The organism is Desulfomonilaceae bacterium, assembly GCA_041662605.1.
Classification (GTDB): Bacteria; Desulfobacterota; Desulfomonilia; order Desulfomonilales; family Desulfomonilaceae; genus CAJBEZ01.
In genome coordinates this window covers 18,799-35,507 of the sequence record JBAZSD010000030.1, presented here as the reverse complement: position 1 = coordinate 35,507, position 16,709 = coordinate 18,799, and the positions used below count along the sequence as shown (strand labels likewise).

At 48.3% G+C, this 16,709-nt stretch carries 12 protein-coding genes; 3 read left to right on the top strand and 9 right to left on the bottom strand.

Going from position 1 to position 16,709, the window contains the following annotated elements; translation table 11 throughout:
• Nucleotides 1-261: 261 nt before the first annotated feature.
• Nucleotides 262-1,290 carry an inorganic phosphate transporter gene (locus tag WC647_17560; protein MFA6224112.1) on the top strand — a complete coding sequence of 343 codons (1,029 nt, stop codon included), beginning with the start codon at nt 262-264 and terminating at the stop codon, nt 1,288-1,290.
• An 8-nt stretch (nt 1,291-1,298) separates the two neighbouring features.
• Entirely contained in the window at nt 1,299-1,910 is a 612-nt protein-coding gene (locus WC647_17555) for a DUF47 family protein (protein ID MFA6224111.1), read from the top strand.
• A 6-nt stretch (nt 1,911-1,916) separates the two neighbouring features.
• Here WC647_17555 and WC647_17550 read toward each other — a convergent pair whose 3' ends face one another.
• The 7 genes from WC647_17550 to WC647_17520 form a co-directional block, all read right to left on the bottom strand.
• Complete coding sequence (locus tag WC647_17550) at nt 1,917-5,423, bottom strand: response regulator (protein ID MFA6224110.1); 3,507 nt, start codon at nt 5,421-5,423, stop codon at nt 1,917-1,919.
• A gap of 331 nt (nt 5,424-5,754) precedes the next feature.
• A complete protein-coding gene (locus WC647_17545) occupies nt 5,755-6,540 on the bottom strand; it encodes a DUF4198 domain-containing protein (protein ID MFA6224109.1) in 786 nt (261 codons plus the stop codon).
• A 43-nt stretch (nt 6,541-6,583) separates the two neighbouring features.
• Nucleotides 6,584-6,922, bottom strand: coding sequence for a hypothetical protein (locus tag WC647_17540; protein MFA6224108.1), 339 nt, complete (start codon nt 6,920-6,922; stop codon nt 6,584-6,586).
• Nucleotides 6,923-6,967: 45 nt separating this feature from the next.
• Nucleotides 6,968-8,800 carry a hypothetical protein gene (locus WC647_17535; GenBank protein ID MFA6224107.1) on the bottom strand — a complete coding sequence of 611 codons (1,833 nt, stop codon included), beginning with the start codon at nt 8,798-8,800 and terminating at the stop codon, nt 6,968-6,970.
• Between the two features lie 277 nt (nt 8,801-9,077).
• Nucleotides 9,078-9,926 (bottom strand): metal ABC transporter permease, encoded by an 849-nt coding sequence (locus WC647_17530; GenBank protein MFA6224106.1) that lies wholly within the window; start codon nt 9,924-9,926, stop codon nt 9,078-9,080.
• Complete coding sequence (locus tag WC647_17525; GenBank protein ID MFA6224105.1) at nt 9,905-10,684, bottom strand: ABC transporter ATP-binding protein; 780 nt, start codon at nt 10,682-10,684, stop codon at nt 9,905-9,907. Before WC647_17525 ends, WC647_17530 begins: the two co-directional genes overlap by 22 nt.
• Nucleotides 10,685-10,702: 18 nt before the next feature.
• Nucleotides 10,703-11,620, bottom strand: coding sequence for a zinc ABC transporter substrate-binding protein (locus WC647_17520; protein MFA6224104.1), 918 nt, complete (start codon nt 11,618-11,620; stop codon nt 10,703-10,705).
• Nucleotides 11,621-11,802: 182 nt separating this feature from the next.
• On the opposite strand from WC647_17520, the gene WC647_17515 reads away from it, so the two are divergent.
• Nucleotides 11,803-13,044, top strand: coding sequence for an adenylate/guanylate cyclase domain-containing protein (locus WC647_17515; protein ID MFA6224103.1), 1,242 nt, complete (start codon nt 11,803-11,805; stop codon nt 13,042-13,044).
• Nucleotides 13,045-13,088: 44 nt separating this feature from the next.
• Here WC647_17515 and WC647_17510 read toward each other — a convergent pair whose 3' ends face one another.
• Together WC647_17510 and WC647_17505 are read right to left on the bottom strand one after the other, a co-directional pair.
• On the bottom strand, nt 13,089-15,965 hold the full coding sequence (locus tag WC647_17510; protein MFA6224102.1) for a PAS domain S-box protein: 2,877 nt from the start codon (nt 15,963-15,965) through the stop codon (nt 13,089-13,091).
• A gap of 219 nt (nt 15,966-16,184) precedes the next feature.
• A complete protein-coding gene (locus tag WC647_17505; protein ID MFA6224101.1) occupies nt 16,185-16,688 on the bottom strand; it encodes a hypothetical protein in 504 nt (167 codons plus the stop codon).
• Between the last annotated feature and the right edge of the window lie 21 nt (nt 16,689-16,709).

The following is a 16,709-nucleotide window of genomic DNA, read 5'->3' as shown; positions in this document are numbered from 1 at the left end:
TTATGTTTAGGTAAACTTTACACCACTAACAATATATCCTGCCTACGCTCCATCAAATTGAACGTATTTTCCCGTAATTGAATCAATAAATCCTGTTTGAATTTCCATAGAAATGTTGGCGCGGTTAATGCATTAATCTAAATAGTTCATAAACAGAGCCGAATGCAAACTCGTTCTTGCGCAGCGATTAGATCAATTTGTTGACCTGAACCATAATGATTGTCTACTATCATCTCCCTCTAAGCCACGCTTGAGGTTATCTTGACTGATCCTTTCTTCGACATCGCCATAGCCCTCACACTATGTTTCGCTTTCGTAAACGGATTTCATGACGGCGGCAATGTAGTGGCCGCCACAATCTGTTCACGGGCCATGAACCCGTGGAGAGCCCTATTTTACGCCGCCATCGCGGAGTTCATCGGGCCGGTATTACTTGGGACCGCTGTGGCAAGGACCATGTCTTCCTGCGTTCTTCGGCCTGACATGGTTGAGGAGATTCAACCTCACGTCCTATATATTGTTGTATCCAGCGCAATGGCCGGCGCCATGTCCTGGAAGTTGCCTACCTGGTATTTCGGTCTGCCGTCAAGTGGTTCCCATGCGTTGATTGGCGGGTTAGTGGGGGCAGGCGCCGTCGGTATAGGCGTTCAGTCGATTATGGTCGATAAGGTTATTCGCAGTGTTCTGCTCCCTCTCATGGTGTCACCGATCCTTGGGGTTTTTCTCGGTTATTTCCTTTTTTCAGTTATTAGGCGCCTGTTCTCCGGCGCTCCCAGGCGAATCGGCCGTTCTTTCGCTGTTCTTCAAAGGCCGGTAATGGCGCTCCTCGCCGCAGGCCATGGTTCAAACGACGCCCAGAAATCCATGGGGGTCATTGCTATAGTCCTTTCCGCGAGCGCTCATCAGGTGGAAGGCGATTTGCCCATACCGGATTGGGCTCTTTACAGTTGCGCAGCGGCCTTGGCTCTGGGCCTGTTGGCCGGCGGGTGGCGCATAGTCAAAACAGTAGGAAGAGGAATCTGCAAGATGGAACCGGTTCACGCGTTTGCGGCCCAATTGTCATCCGCAGTGATAATACTTGGCGCCTCGGTTTTCGGGGGACCCGTGAGCGCTACGCAAGTAGTAGGGTCGTCCGTGCTTGGGGTAGGAGCTTCCCGCAGGGCTAGCGGAGTCAGATGGTCCGCCGCCACTCAGATCGCCTACGCCTGGATGCTTACCTTTCCTGTTTCCATGCTCATTGGAGCCGGATTCTGCCGGCTCTTAATCCATTTCTTCGCTTCCACCAATTGAGGTGACGAATGGCATTGTGGAAAATCTTCGGTAAAAAACGTGAAGCTGATTTTTACGAGCTGTTGCTGTCTCAATGTGAAAAAACAGTTTTGGGATGCCAGGCCCTTGTAAGGTTTCTGGACAATGCCAGCCCGCCTGATGAGCTGTTGAGACTGGAACAGGAAGCTGACGATATTCGTCGAATCCTCATTGACGAGCTGAATCAGACATTTATTACACCAATGGACCGTGAAGACATTTTCACGCTTTCAAGGGCCATTGACGACGTCCTGGACCACGCATACAACGCTGTCAAGGAAATGGAGGTCTTTGACGTCCAAAGTAATGAATTTCTTTTCAAGATGGCGGCATTATTGCTAAAAGGGGCTGAAGAACTCTTAAACGCTATCAAACACCTGAAAAAAAATCCCAATGTCGCGGTCGAATACGTTGTAAGGGCGAAACGATTAGAGAATGAAATGAACGACGCCTATCTGGATGCGCTCAAGCAACTCTTTTCAGGGAACAATGTCAGGCTCATGCTTAGTTACCGCGAAATTTACAGGCATTTTAACAGAAGCGCCGACACGGTGGATGAGGCGGCCAACATTATCAGCGACATTGTGGTCAAGATGGGTTAATCCATTCTAAACTGAATCCGGAGCCATTTCAGTTATGCCGTATGAAGATGAAATCGAATTCAGATCGTTTGGACGATGGGAATCGGGCGCTAGATTCTTTTTCTTGCCATTACCATTACCGTTAGAACCGCTCCATCTTTCGAGAATCTCGGCCAGGTCTCTGGCTTGAACCGGCTTGGAAATGTAATCATTCATCCCAGCCTCTATACATCTTTCTCTGTCTCCTTTCATAGCGTGGGCGGTCATGGCTATTATGCGCGCATCAGGATCCAGAATCTCGTCAACACTTTCACGAATAATCCTTGTTGCCTGTAAACCATCCATTATCGGCATCTGAACATCCATTAGAACGATATCGAACTTCTCCTTTTTCAGTATGTCCAGGGCTTGGCCTCCGTCATTGGCGCACTGCGCGTCGTGGCCCATTTTTTCAAGGACGGACAACGCCAGTTTCTGATTTGTATAATTGTCTTCAACCACCAGAACCCGAAGCCTCTTTCTCCTGGCCTCGGCTATTGTATGCCTTGTGACGATCCGTCTATTTTCTCCTGAAATTGGACCACAGGCCTGCCCAAGAGACATCACCAGACAATCGTAAAGTTGCGCCTGCCGCACCGGCTTGGTGAGGTAACCCGCAAAACCTTTCTCCTGCAGACGCTTTGCATCACCACGTCTGCTGAGTGACGTCATCATGATCAATATCAGATCACTCAGGTCAGGGTCCCCTTTGATAATTTCACCAAGAGTTTCCCCGTCCATCCCCGGCATTTGCATATCCAGAAGGACGATCTCGTATGGATCACCGGTTAAAGAAGCGTGGCGCAGCTTTATTAACGCGGACGGCCCGCCATCGACCAGGTCGAAACCGCAACCCCATGTTTGCAGATAGGCTTCCAGGAGTCTCCGATTGGTAGCGTTATCGTCTACCCCAAGAATTCTCCGTCCACAGATTTCCTCTCTCGGGCTTACGTGTTTTGGGGGAGCGAAAGGCTGCTGTTCCAGGACGGCAGTGAACCAGAAAATAGAACCATTATCTATTCCACTCTCCACACCAATCTCTCCTCCCATCAGCTCAACCAGGTTCTTTGAGATTGAAAGCCCCAGGCCTGTTCCTCCATACTGTCTCGTGTCTGATGAGTCAATCTGGGTGAATGGATCGAAGAGTTGCTCCACCTTATCCGCGGGGATACCGATACCCGTGTCAGTCACGGTAAATTTCAATATCGTTTTACTCTCCAACTCGCCCAATACGAACACGTTAACGGATACTTCCCCATGCGGGGTGAACTTTATGGCGTTTCCAATTATGTTTGTTAGAATTTGCCGAAGTCTTCCCGGATCCCCAATCACAAAAGAAGGAACTTCCGGATCGATCAGACAGACCAGTTCCAGATCCTTTTCCTGGGCCCTCATGGCCAGCAGATCCGATATGTCCTCCAGTGTGGCCCTTAGGTCAAAATCTATGTTTTCTAAAGCAAGTTTTCCTGCTTCGATCTTGGAAAAATCGAGGATGTCGTTTATCAAAGTCAACAGAGAGTCTCCACCGATCTTGATGATATCGGAGTATTCCTTCTGCTTTTCATCAAGCTTGGTGTCGAGCAATAGTTCGGTCATTCCTATTACCCCGTTCAGCGGGGTTCTTATTTCGTGGCTGACGTTGGCCAGGAACTGACTCTTGGCGATGTTCGCCGCCTGCGCCTCAACTGTCAGCTTTTGGGCTTCCTTGATGGATGATCTAAGCCTTTGGTTGGTTTCCTCGACTTCGGAGTTTGCCTTTCGTAAGGCTTCTTCAGAACTCTTCCTCTCAGAGATATCGCGGATACTTGTGAGTACCAGGTTGGTCGCTCCATCCTCAAACTTTTTTAAAATTACTTCAGCGTGAAAAAACGATCCATCCGATCGCCTGGCCTCCCATTCAATTATCTGATTCTCGCCATCCAGGGTTTTCCGCCAGACCTCCGGCATAGTGTCGAGCGGGCTCGCAGGACCAGGGAGATCTCTCTCTATAGTCGTGGACATTATTTGATCGGGGGTATAGTTAAAAAGATCGAGCATCATGCTGTTGAAATTTATCACCCTACCTGTGGCGTCCTGAATGATTAGAGCGTCATGGGCCGAATTGAACACTATCCTTAATCTGGCCTCAGAGGCCCTAATTTCGAGTTCAGATTCCTTATGCTTGAGTTCAATCGCAAAAAAACCGATGATAAGCATTACCGTAATCAAGGTAAACAATATCGGCAAGAGTCTGCTTGTAGCTATGCTCTTAGCCCACAAAGAGCTGCTGACATCTATTCCCAGGACAGCCATAACCTTGCCGTCCGTATTTGGACCAGATAGTGGGACGAAAGCGCTTATCCACGATCCCCATTTGTCCGTGTACGGCCCGTCGGTTATCTCTTTTCCAGTTTCAAATATTTTCTTTATTGCAGGCGGGGCGTCATCGTAAACGTAGCCCGGCGGGGAAAAATCTTTAGAGCCTATTGGTTCAGAGTCCATAAGAAAAACGACCAATCCGTCTTTCCATCCCAGTAGATAAAGAAAACGGCAAAGCGGATTACCCTTTTTCATCATTTCAAATCGTTCGTGGACAGCTTTGTAATCCGAAGAGTCCAGGTCACTGACTGATCCAGTCAGACGCTCAAGTTGATCTGAAGCGACTCCGCCGGCTACCATGCCGGCCTGAACCAGAAGGTTTTCCCGCTCATTTCGATCAGCCCTGGCGCCTACCAACCCTGTAGCGCCCCAACCGGCGAGAATCGTCAATGTCAATGAAAACGCAAGCCACCGCCCACCTAAGGTTTCGGTTGGTTCGAGAGAAAAGTCCTGGGTGGAAACCCAACGATGGAGGAAAAAGCGCCATATCCCCACAGCCATGATCACTGCGCAAGCGGCTCTGATCAACTGAACAGGAAACCCGAAGGTACGCCAGAACCATTCCTGGTTGAGTGACGCAGCAGGGAAAAAAGTCGATTCGGCAGGAAACAACCCGGTGGCCAAGCCATAGACTAACATGGAAACCGCTGCAATCTTTAACTGCCTGCTTTCCTTTGATAAATTGTCATTAGATTCCCGCCACAACACCATTGAAGCAAGGACGGAACTGGAAATCCCCAGAAAATACCCACACGTGGCGAACGCACCCTTAACACCTTCCAGAGCGCCAATTGCGGAGAGAAAGATCAAGGGATAATAGATCCATGGACCGATTTCATTATTCTTTGTCTGGATCAGACGACTCAGGCGGCCAAACTCGAACAGGGCGATATAAGATCCTGCCATTAGAGCGAGACGTATGACCTTGAAAAGGAACAAGTCAGTGGCGCTCAGAGCCAGCGTTTCCAATAAGGAGCTGAGGCCGTGTGTCGCCGCAAAGACAGTCATCCAAACGAACGGAAGTCTATCCCTTCCCGCCTGGGCCAAAACCCCACAAATCACGGCCAGGATTATGAACGCTAGGCCTGAAACAAAAAATGCGTAATCGACTTGACTTGTTATAAAATGTTGCGTCATTTTAGTTCACTGGAAGGAACAAATAGAATTCACATAACCCCTATGTGCGCGGGATGGAATATATTCAATCCCAACAGCGCTGTCTACAAACTTTAATCGTTTAAAATCTGAAATAAGGCAGTTTAAAGGCGTGTTAGAGTAATTTTTATCAAATATTTGAAGCTATATCGGTTAACCTATAATAATTATGCGTAAATTAATTTACGCGCAGACAATGTGTCCATCATGAAATTCGCTCAATTCCAGGATGTGTGACGCTAAACAAATTTTCTTGAAAGAGATATTGCCGGAGATTGTTCCAAACAAATGGTTTGCTTTCAGATCACGGTTGCTATTGTATGGGGTAAGCTTTGATCCAGATTACCGCTCCAATTTCTACCTTTTTGTCCTTACCTTCACGTTCGATAGGCTTATCCGCTTCCATTATCGCTGAAAAGCCCCACCAACCGGCTTTGGGCATGGCAAAGTTGAAAACTCCATTAGGGTCTGTCTTGACAACCTGTCTAACATGAGAATCCGTAGGCGCCTGTGCGGCTCCCTTCGCCCACCACTCGACTTCTACGTCGACATGAGGAGCAGGTTTTCCGTCTCTGAAAACACGGCCTGTGAAAAGATTTCCTGAGTAGAGGCTGTATGGTCTGGACAGCGGGACTATTTCAGCGGGCAAACCTGCGCTTTTAGCGATAGGTTTATCCCACCCTTCTTCGGCGCCAAAAGCGTCGACAATAACCTTCGTAGCGTGAACTATGTATTTGTCCTCAGAGGGTTCCCAGTAAGGGGCGGGCAACAGAAAAAAAATGTAATCCGCCGGTCTGGTAACCTTGAACGTGGTCTCCCAGGTTGACCTGCCATCCACCTTTTTTTCACGCAAGGCAGCCAACAGGTCGGTCACCTTTTCACCTGTCACCACGCCGAATTTCTGAGGTTTTTCCATCTGCATCAGGGGACCGCCTTCAAAAGGATGGGTAAACTGCAGAAGCAGTCCGATATCCTTGCTGTCGTCCTTGGTTACCACATCATTAGAGGGAATTATCATGGCAAAATGGGCAAAGGCTGTTGCGGCAAAAACCAACATTGTTGCGACTAACAACAAAAATATGCTCTGAATGTGTTTCAATTTTATCTTCCTCCAAAATGGCTTCAGAGCGAACTTTGAGCTGTCAGCCCAATTGGCTGGAATCCCATATACGGTCCCATCCACTGCCGCCCTTATCATCCTTCTTGTCATCGTTATCATAATCGGCTTCATCATCTCCCCTGTCTTCTTCGTCAGTAGCGGAGACTAATTTAATAAAATTGTTTTCAGTCTCAACTTTATCAACAAAAATCCCTTGAGTGACATAATCTAACCGGGCCGCTTGAATCGGCGGACAGGCCCCCGAAATATGTGAGAAACCATCAGCAATCGTTGTCTTATAAGGGCTTATATCGGACAACGCAATGGTCCCCACAACTACCAACGTGACAAACAACCTGGTGACAATCAGCCATAATTTCATTTTCAAATCCCCAAATTCCGTGAACAGAGTTGTTTGATCAAATATTTAGAAGGACGCCGATAGGGTAATCTGTCCACCGTAGATCGGGTCGATTACCCTGTCCGGTCGAACCCCAAAATTGTTGCCTATCGCCCCACTTTGCCATCCAGGCACAGAACGGTCTATGCACGCATAATTGAACCACTTCCCAGGCTGCCAGTAGCCCATGACAACACTGAAAATCATGCCTTCCAGAAGCTTCCAGTCGAAGCCCGCATTAATTTCGTAACCTAAAGAGGTATCCGGAATGTTCGGTGAAGTGGGATAGCGGTTGAAATTGAAATCAAGATTCCCATCACGAGTATTTGGAAAATTCCTGAAAGTCCTATGATTATAATCTGTATCATCATCCACTAATGGTTCCAGGTTGGGCCCTATACAACCCCATGAATAGCCATTTGATGTCCTAGTCGCGTAAAAGAACGTTCCGTATATATTCAAGTTGGTAGCGACGGCATAGTCTAGCCGAGCTGCGAGTACACTTGCATCCCGAAGATAGCCATCCCACGACATGTTGTAAGCGTTCAATCCTGAGCCATAATTGTAACAGAAAAGAGTACAATAAGGTCTGAAGACGTCGAAATTGCCCAAGAGACGATCATAACTGGGGTGCCCGCCGAAAGCTCCGGACTGTTTCCAAATTAGCGTTCCGTTTCTTCGGTCAAGGCCGGGAGACCAGGCGTTCAGAAGGCTCAACTTTGCGGGACCGGAGATTGCTCCCACTTCTATTGCGTATTTCCACTGCTCGATCTGCTGGGTCATTGGCCAACGATTTTCTTCTAATGGGGGCGGCGGGGCAATTCTCGCATTTGGGGCCGAGCGCCATCTGTCAGTCCAGTAAAGCCATGCGGCCTCAGCGTTAGCGAAAATGCGCCCGTTGTTGTATTTTGTATATATGGAGCCATGTGAGAAATTGGAATCTACAGATGCGTTTCTATTGATAACGTCGTTACTATCTTCCGAAACATTTCCATTTAGGAGCACGGCTTCAGGTCCAATATGATATGCTGAGTACGAGCCGACAATTCCCGCGGATAACGGACCGCTTGAATAAATTAGAAAAGCAAGGAAATCGGACGAAAGCGATCCTCTTCCGTCAGCTCTGCTGAAGTACTGACGCTGTTGGGTCCTGTGAGCGGAGACAGCGTCATTGTATCTGTAAACTGGTATATCATAAGGGTCAAAGGATAAACCATATTGCGGAATACTAGACGTCCCGACGAAAGTGTAAGGATAATATCCTATACCAATATCGAATGGTCCATACGGAACTACCAGGGCAACGGATTCTGTTGTAGCCGCGTCCTCTCCGTCATACTGCAGGCCCATGCCGAACTTCCATGGCCTCTTTCCCACCGTTAGCGTTCCAACAGGAGTAACAGCGGTGAGCCAGAATAATGTAAACTGGGCGTCGCTGAAAGCGTTCTTAACTCCTGGGGCGTCAAAGGTATTATAGTTGGTGTTCCAGGGGTCCCCGTACGTTCCCAGTCGAAAACGGGCCTGCATCTTTAAAGCCGAATTTATGATTATTCTTGGATCAAATGAGACATTGAAATAGGACCACCCTGAAGAAGATCCTGTGACCAGATTCGTGTCGAACTGACCGCCATTCCAGAAGTTCAGATTGGCCACTTTCGTTTTAAAACCTTCTGGTGTAAGCCCATTGTCCACATCATACGGGCCAAAGAAGCCATTGTGGCCGGTTTGGTTGTAGAACTCGTGAGTCCATGAGAAATTTCCTGTGAGATCCAGGCTCCAGGGGTAAGCGACAGACGGCTGAACAAGCGTTGACACGCAAGATACAAACATAACTAGAAAAAAGAATCTGGTTTCTTTCATTAAAGAAACTCCTGAAGTTCTATTCGATTCCGTGCAGGGGCTCCTGATCTTGTCTTTGCATCCTACACTTAGACGCGACTAATTAAGTTAGATGTAACAGATTCTTTTAAGGGGTGTCAAGTAATTTAAGTAGCACATAGAGCCATAACATGCTATTAAATTCCCCGGTCATTCACAATAAAGCAGAAACTGTCGTTTCAACCACCGTACGATATCTGAGAGTTAAAAATGGTTACCTTTTAGCCTCAGGCGCCGCCTGCGCTATATGATTCCGGAATTATGAGCGACCAAACGCCCATTTCACAGATATGGCCACCAAGTAAGCCGCTCCGGCAATGACAATGGTCGTCGCTCCTGCCGGATAGTCCGGGCTATAGCTTACAATTAATCCGGATGTGGTAAATATGGCGCATAAAATAGTTGAGATAACCATCATGCGCCATAGGGTTCTGGAAAAGAGAGCGGCGATCCCTATCGGAAGCGTCAGCATCGCCACCACCATGACGACACCGACCACTGTAGACAGGACTACCACTGTCAGAGCCGCCAAGCCCAATAGAAGAAGATAATAAACCTCAACATTGAGCCCCCTGAGCCTCGCGAATTCCTGATCGAAACAAACCGCCAGAAACTGGTTGTAGAAAAGTAGTCCGGCTATCACAATTATGGCGTCCAGCCCGCCCAGCATCCAGAGATCGTTGCTCGACACCATGAGGATGTTCCCGAAGAGGTACCCCATCAAATCCTCATTGTATCCCGGCGTCCGCGAAATAAAGATTATCCCCACAGCCATGCCGATGGCCCAAAGGGCGCTGATTACCGTATCTTCCCTTTGTTTCGCCCGAAGGCTAACTAGACCTATTATAGCAGCGGCGATAAGCGCCGATACCAGGGCGCCATGCAGAGGAATTACACTATGCCAGTGATATACCCTGTTCAGATACAGGGCGGCTCCCATCCCTCCCAGCACAGTATGGGCAATGCCATCCGCAATATATGAGATCCTGCGCACGACGACATATGTGCCGATTACACCGCAGGCTACGCTCGCGAGAATCCCCGTCAAAAGGGCGTTCTGGAGAAATGAGTATTGTTGCAGGTCCGTCAGGAATTCCGACAATTGCACGACTCCCCACCGTTATGCCGTATCATTCTCATCGGCGCCCCATATATCTCATTTATAATGGCGCCGGTAATTTCACTGGTCGGGTGCATCAGTACCTTCCTCTTGACGCATATTACGGTTTTCACAAAGCTGGATACAAAACCAACATCATGAGAAACCATGATTATCGTGAGCCGCTCGTTGAGCTTCTGCAGTAATTCATACAGGTCTCCCTCCATGACTACGTCCAGATTGGCGGTCGGCTCATCAAGCAGAAGAAGGTCAGGATCACATGCCAGGGCCCGAGCTATAAAAAGTCTTTGGCGCTGACCACCGGAAATTGACGCAAAAGATTTTTTTCGAACATCGCTCAGTCCGACCAAACCGAGGACGCTATCCGCAATTTCTTTGTCATTCCTTGAATAAGGCCCGTAGACACTGCCGTGACCTAGACGCCCCATAAGCGCCACATCCATAACGGTCGCTGGAAACTCTTGATCCAACTGTGAATGCTGAGGCATATATCCGATGAGACGCCTAGCGTTTTCAGGAGTCTGGCCGAACACCCGTACGAGCCCCTGAACGGGGCGAAGCAAGCCCAACATGAGCTTTAATAACGTAGTCTTCCCTCCGCCGTTAGGCCCCACTACCGACACGAAATCCCCTTTAGGGATGGAAATGTTTACATTTTCCAAAACAGGATGGGAGTCATAGGAAAAACGAAGGTCGTTAATCAGTATCGCAGGGACGTTTGTTGTTATCAGACTGGAGCTATCCATCAGAGGCCACACAAAACCTTACCTTGATTGGGACTGAAGAGCGGATTTGAGTTTCTTGGCTATTTCCTCAAGGTTTGTGACATAATCCCTGGCCAGATCATCGATTGGGACTACGGCGCCTCCTATCGATTCGGCGAGGTTCTCGGCGTTCTTTTTCGGAAACTGGGGTTGGACAAAAATGACTTTTACATCATGCTCTTTCGCGTTTTTAATCAATCTTGCCAATTGTCTCGCTGTTGGTTCCTTGCCCTCAATTTCCACTGCAACCTGCCGCAACCCATATTCGCGGGCAAAATATCCAAACGCTGGGTGAAACACAAAGAAGCTCTTGCCTTTGACAGGCGCCAACGCTTCTTTGAGCTGTTCCTGAATCCTGTCCAGATCTGCCCGGAAATTTTTTAGATTCGCTTCGTACATTTGACGGTTTTTGGGGTCTACTTGGATCAACGCGTCCGCTATGGTTCCAGCCTGGATTTTGGCAAGCTGTGGATCTAGCCAAGTGTGTCGGTCAAGAGCGTCATCCTCATGGGCGTGTCCATGTTCCTCTCCAACGTGGTGATCCCCATCTTTTTCGTCGACGGGTCGAAGCTCTATTCCTTTTTGGATATTAACGATTTCAGCGTTCTTGAATGTCGCTCCAAGCTTTTTTACCAGTGTCTCTTCGAAGGGAAATCCCAGGTTGAAAAACATCTTGGCTCTAGCTAGTTTGGCCATCAGTTTGGGTGTGGGCTCAAAAGTGTGGGGGTCCTGACCCGGTCCCACCAGCACACTGACTTCGACCAGTGGACCGCCTATCCTCTCTACGAAATAGGCTATGGGCTCAATGCCGACAAAAACGTTGATCTTGCCTCCGGCGCCACCCTCACCGCAGAAAGACAAACCGGGCCAAAGGCCTATCAACAGGGACAGCGTCAGTCCCGCCAGGCTTCTCCACATCGAACATTGCCTCCGCCAAAATGGATATCACATCTGCGCACAATCTCTGCCAAAAGCGCTATATAGGGCTTTGAGTCGTATTGTTACAAAGTAATACCCGTCTGTCAACAGGACCGGTTCTAAAAACTAAGGTAAATCTTCTTCCCCAAAAGACGATACTGTGGCTCCATTTTGAGTCAAAAATGATTATTCTATATCGAGAGGTGATCACAGTGTATCAGGAGCGTTTTGAAAATCTTTTCAGAGTAGCCTTGAAGATTACCTCCTCACTCAACATTTCCGACATACTGGAAACACTGAGGGATGAGGCCAAGGTATCCATTCCCAACCTTCAGGAGGCGTGTCTTCTCCTGGTCGATCCTGAAGCCGCCAACTACACGCGTCCACTGCACTGCGCAATGTCCTCAGACTCTATAAACTGTCAACTCTGCAAGAGAGGACGAAAGGCGATCACCGCCAGTCTGGAAAATCCAGCGGCCTATCTTTGCATATTATCTGGTCAGGACGGATCTCAAGTCTTTTCTTCAGCGACTCCTGTTGACGGGTTATCTGAGGTTGCGATCCCGGTCTATCACGATGGGCAGCCACTAGCGGTCCTAAACGCAGTCGCGCGTGAAGACGCCAAAATCACTGAAAAGGACCTGATACTCCTTAAAGATCTGACCGACCTGGCTTCCAACGTTATAACAAACGCAAAAAAACACTGGAAAATGTCCCAGCAGAAATTAACACTGGACAGAATCTTAGGCCATCTGCGACCTTTTGTTCCCCAAACCGTTCAAAATATAGTAGACAAGAATCCAGACGCCCCGTCACTCGACAAGATAGAAACCGAAATAACAGTCCTGTTTCTGGATGTGGCCGGTTACACCAGAATCAGCGAGTCCCTGAATCAGGATCAGGTCAATTTTATAATAGAAAAATATTTCTCAAGCTTCCTCGACATCATTTATGGACATAACGGCGACATCAATGAAACGGCCGGTGATGGACTCATGGTGATTTTTCAAGGCGCCTCCAACGAGTCAGCCATGAATGCCGCCAGGGCGGCTCTGGACATACGCCGTCGAACAAATGAGATTAACATCGAGTTGCAGGGTCGTTTCCAGCCGATCGTCATAAACATGGGAATAAACTCTGGTACTGCAGCCGTCGGCATGTCGCGCTTCCAGGGAAAGGCTGGCACTCGAATGACCTTTACAGCCAGCGGGTCAGTCACAAACCTTGCCGCAAGAATCGCAGCCGAGGCGTCCGACGGAGACATACTTGTGGGGGCGGACACTGCGGACAAAATTCGCGCTAATATGGTTCTTTACGATCGAGGTAACATGAGATTTAAGAATGTGGCGAATCTCACGCATGTCTATAGCCTGTTACCCGGCAATCACACGGAGCAGGATTTTGCTGACGAGATACAGCCCTGAGCATGACATTCCCGACGAAATGAGAAATCTTCCGGGGGAAGGATCTAGTTTTGCGCTGCGGCGAGCTTTCCGATGGTATCCAAGAGTCTTTTCATATCTACCGGCTTCTCCAGTATCGCGTCGATCCCTGATTCGCGGACGACTAAATCTTCCATAGTTTGGCCACCCCAGCCCGTGAGAAGAATAAAGGGGGTCTTGGACGTCCCTCTTTCCATGCAAATTGCCTTCACGGCCTTGCCTACCTTCAAACCATCTATGCCCGGCATTACCAGATCACAGATCACTACATCAACATCTTCGGACTTAAAAATATCAATAGCCTGCTTTCCGGACAAAGCCGAAAATATCGTGTATTCCATTTGTTCTAAAACCTGACCAAGCATTTCAACTATCGGTTCCATGTCGTCAATTATCAGGATTCGGCGGGCAATTGGTATAAATGACTGTTCAGGGGGCTCTTCTACTGGCGGCTTTTCAGACAGAGGCAGTTTAACGGTAAAAACCGTTATCTCTCCCGGTTTGCTCCTGGCGGTTATAGACCCTCCATGAGTCTCAACTATGCCATGGCAAACAGCTAGGCCAAGACCTGTACCAATGTTGGTCTTTTTTGACGTCCAGAATGGATCGAAAATCTTCCCGAGGTAATCTTCGGGAATTCCATTACCTGTATCAGAGACCTCAATGACTGCAAAACCGTCCTCAGAATGGAGGCTTACATCCACCTTCCCACCATTGGGACACGCTTCAACCGCGTTCTTTATGAGGTTGGTCACAACCTCGAAGATTTGATTATCCAGGCCCTCTATCATCATACCTTTTTCGACCTTTTGTCTAAGGCTGATTGAATCGCCATCCTTTTGCCGGTTATCTTTCCACCATGGTTTACTGATTTCTACAGCTTGAAAGACTACCTGCGAAACGTCGAAAACCTTACGATCCTCGGCCTGGCCTTCTGCCCTTATACGAGCAAATGTCTGGAGTCTTCGGACAGTTTCAGCCCCCAGTCGGACACTGTCCCGCATCCATTGAATAGATTCTCTAGCCTTCGCATGTCTCCCAGCCTCCAGGTCGATCAGGGACAACTCGAGACTACCCATGATGATTTGCAACAGGTTGTTGAAGTTGTGGGCGACCCCTCCTGCAAGGTCCGCTACCGCTCTGACCCGTTCATGTTGGACCAGGGCGTTTTCCGCAGCCTTTAGGGAACTGAGATCCTCGTACATACCTACTCCACCAAGGAATTCGCCACCTTCGGATGTGACACTGTTAAACACAGCTCGCAGAGGAACATCTCTATCCCCGGTCACAGAGTGATATTCTCCTTCGTAATGCCCGGTTTGCCCCGCAAGACTAGCCTTTATAGCCCCAAGCAAACCGGGATCCGTAAGGCGTTCCAGCATTCTGAATTCCTGAAGTTTCTCGCGTGGAGCGCCCAAAATATTGAGAAATTGGTCATTGAAATCTAGGATCACTCCCTGCTTGTCATAATGCATGATTCCAAGCGGCGAATTGGCAAAAATCATGCGGTATCGTTCTTCGCTTTTCTCCAATTGCTCAGCGATTCTCCAATTAAGTAGTCCAATTGCGGCTATTTCCGCAAAGGCTTCAGCCAGTTGAGCGTCTCCTTCGGTAAAGCCGCCATTTTTGTTTCCGAGCGCCAGCAATCCCAGAGTTTTGTTTTGAGCTACAAGAGGAACCATAAGAATATTCTCGAGATTGACATGTCCTTTGGGCAAATCCAGAGAATTTCCCCCTAAATCAATATCGTTTCTGAAAAAGGCTCTCTTCATGTTGTAGACAAGCTGATGCAGGCCCGTTACCGGAATCTCCTGACTGGGATCCAGATCACAGGCCTGTTCTCCCGGTTCGAAACAAAGGACATTCTGCATCTCGCCTCGAGAATCCAGGGCTGAGAGATGGCCGCATTGGGCCTCGATGAGTTTTAGGGCTCTTTTCAGGATATATCGCGCCGCCTGCTGAAAATTGTCGCTCTCAAGAACCGACCTGGCTGAACTCAGTAATCCCTCAATTTCAAGATTGGATTGTTTAAGTTCCTCAATGGCTTCGGCCAGTTCTCTTTCCAACTGCTTCCGATCCGTGATGTCCTCGCATGTTATGATGTCCCGTCCCGATTCCACGCGAACCGGCCTGAAATGAATCACCTTGTCCGACCCGTCCCTGCACCTCACAGTAAAAGTTCTCGGCCTTAGATCATTAAGGTTTGCAGATCTCAAGTCTTCCTTCCACACCCTCACAACTTCGTGTCTGTAATCAGGATCCGGGTACGCCTTCTCTAACCAGCTATTTCCATTGGGGAGGTCGGATAAATTGTATCCGAACATCTCGGTAAATTTTGGATTCAAATATTCAAAATCACCACTCTCGGAAACTACAACCAACCCAAATGGCGAACTCTCTGCAAGGGACTTGAAAAGATCTTTTTCCGTTGTGATGATCTCTTCGGTTCTTTTGCGCCGGTTAATATCCGTTAGAACACCGATGCTGCCTTTTAGCCTGCCATCATCGTCAAACGACGGAGAAGCGGAATATATTACTGAAATTGTCTGACCGTCAGGTCTCTTTATCTCGAATTCATAAACTCCTCGTTCCTTTTGAACACGTTTCGAGAACTCCTCCCCAAATTGCTTGACAAAATCACCAGACATAAATTCATCGGCTCTATGTCCAATTATTTCCTCACAAGCATACCCCAGTGTTTCGCAAGCCTTGGTGTTGACGTATATGATGCTGCCTGCTTCATCCAGAGCGACCACACCATCGTTCATGGCTTCGAGGAGATTCTTGGACCATTCTTCCCTATGTCTAAGGGTTCGTCTTTCAGCTTCAAGTTCGTTTATACGATTTCTGAGATCATTGATCTCGCGGAGGAGGCTGTCGGTCTCCTTTGATGAGTCTCCCATGTCCATTTCCCCCAGTAGCGGAATCCGTATTCCGGCGCAAACCGGAGTTTTTCGGCTCCTTAGATCAATTTATGTGTCAAAGGATACTAGACTTTTCGGGGGCCAGTATCAACAAATATCCGATCATATTTTTATGACGTGACAGTCGTATGAATTGTTACTCATGGGGAGCATATAAATGACAAGCATAGAAAAAAACATTTTTGGGAACCGATCAAATCAGTTTGCGTTTGCAGGCAGGCCCTGAAGTATGTTGAGTCGTCTTTTCAATTTGAGTTTGGTATTGTCGCTCACTATTTTAGACGCTGCGAGTTGAGAGTCCTGGGAAAGATTGCTGATGGCCCTCTGATTGGCCGCAAGCCGATTCAACAGGGCGTTCAACGTCCTGTTGCAATTAACGACGTCTGTGCTCGGAACAATGCGGATATTTCCTTGCGGGTCGCGAAGCACCACCGACATGCTGTTGTTCTTAATGCAGGCTTTGGCGACCGTAATAGACTGATTTAGAGTGGCCTGCTGCTGAAGGAGCCAGTTTCGTTTAAGTTCTATTGAACTTGGTCCGCCCGGGACACTGGAGATAGGAGTGGCCGCAGCGCTGGTAGAGAACTGCTGGGCAAGACCGATGTCCGCCGTTACAGTTAAAAACAGCGCCTGTGTAACAAGAACGATCAAGACTATGGTAATGGGTTGCAAAAATCTCTCTATAAAAACTTTACGATTCATTTTCCCTCGCAATAGGGTCTG

Bases quoted from the DNA above. Each gene is read 5' to 3' on its own strand.
- WC647_17555 (MFA6224111.1), top strand. From the start codon at position 1,299: ATGGCATTGTGGAAAATCTTCGGTAAAAAACGTGAAGCTGATTTTTAC.
- WC647_17550 (MFA6224110.1), bottom strand. From the start codon at position 5,423: ATGACGCAACATTTTATAACAAGTCAAGTCGATTACGCATTTTTTGTT.
- WC647_17540 (MFA6224108.1), bottom strand. From the start codon at position 6,922: ATGAAATTATGGCTGATTGTCACCAGGTTGTTTGTCACGTTGGTAGTT.
- WC647_17535 (MFA6224107.1), bottom strand. From the start codon at position 8,800: ATGAAAGAAACCAGATTCTTTTTTCTAGTTATGTTTGTATCTTGCGTG.
- WC647_17525 (MFA6224105.1), bottom strand. From the start codon at position 10,684: ATGGATAGCTCCAGTCTGATAACAACAAACGTCCCTGCGATACTGATT.
- WC647_17520 (MFA6224104.1), bottom strand. From the start codon at position 11,620: ATGTGGAGAAGCCTGGCGGGACTGACGCTGTCCCTGTTGATAGGCCTT.
- WC647_17515 (MFA6224103.1), top strand. From the start codon at position 11,803: ATGATTATTCTATATCGAGAGGTGATCACAGTGTATCAGGAGCGTTTT.
- WC647_17510 (MFA6224102.1), bottom strand. From the start codon at position 15,965: ATGGGAGACTCATCAAAGGAGACCGACAGCCTCCTCCGCGAGATCAAT.
- WC647_17505 (MFA6224101.1), bottom strand. From the start codon at position 16,688: ATGAATCGTAAAGTTTTTATAGAGAGATTTTTGCAACCCATTACCATA.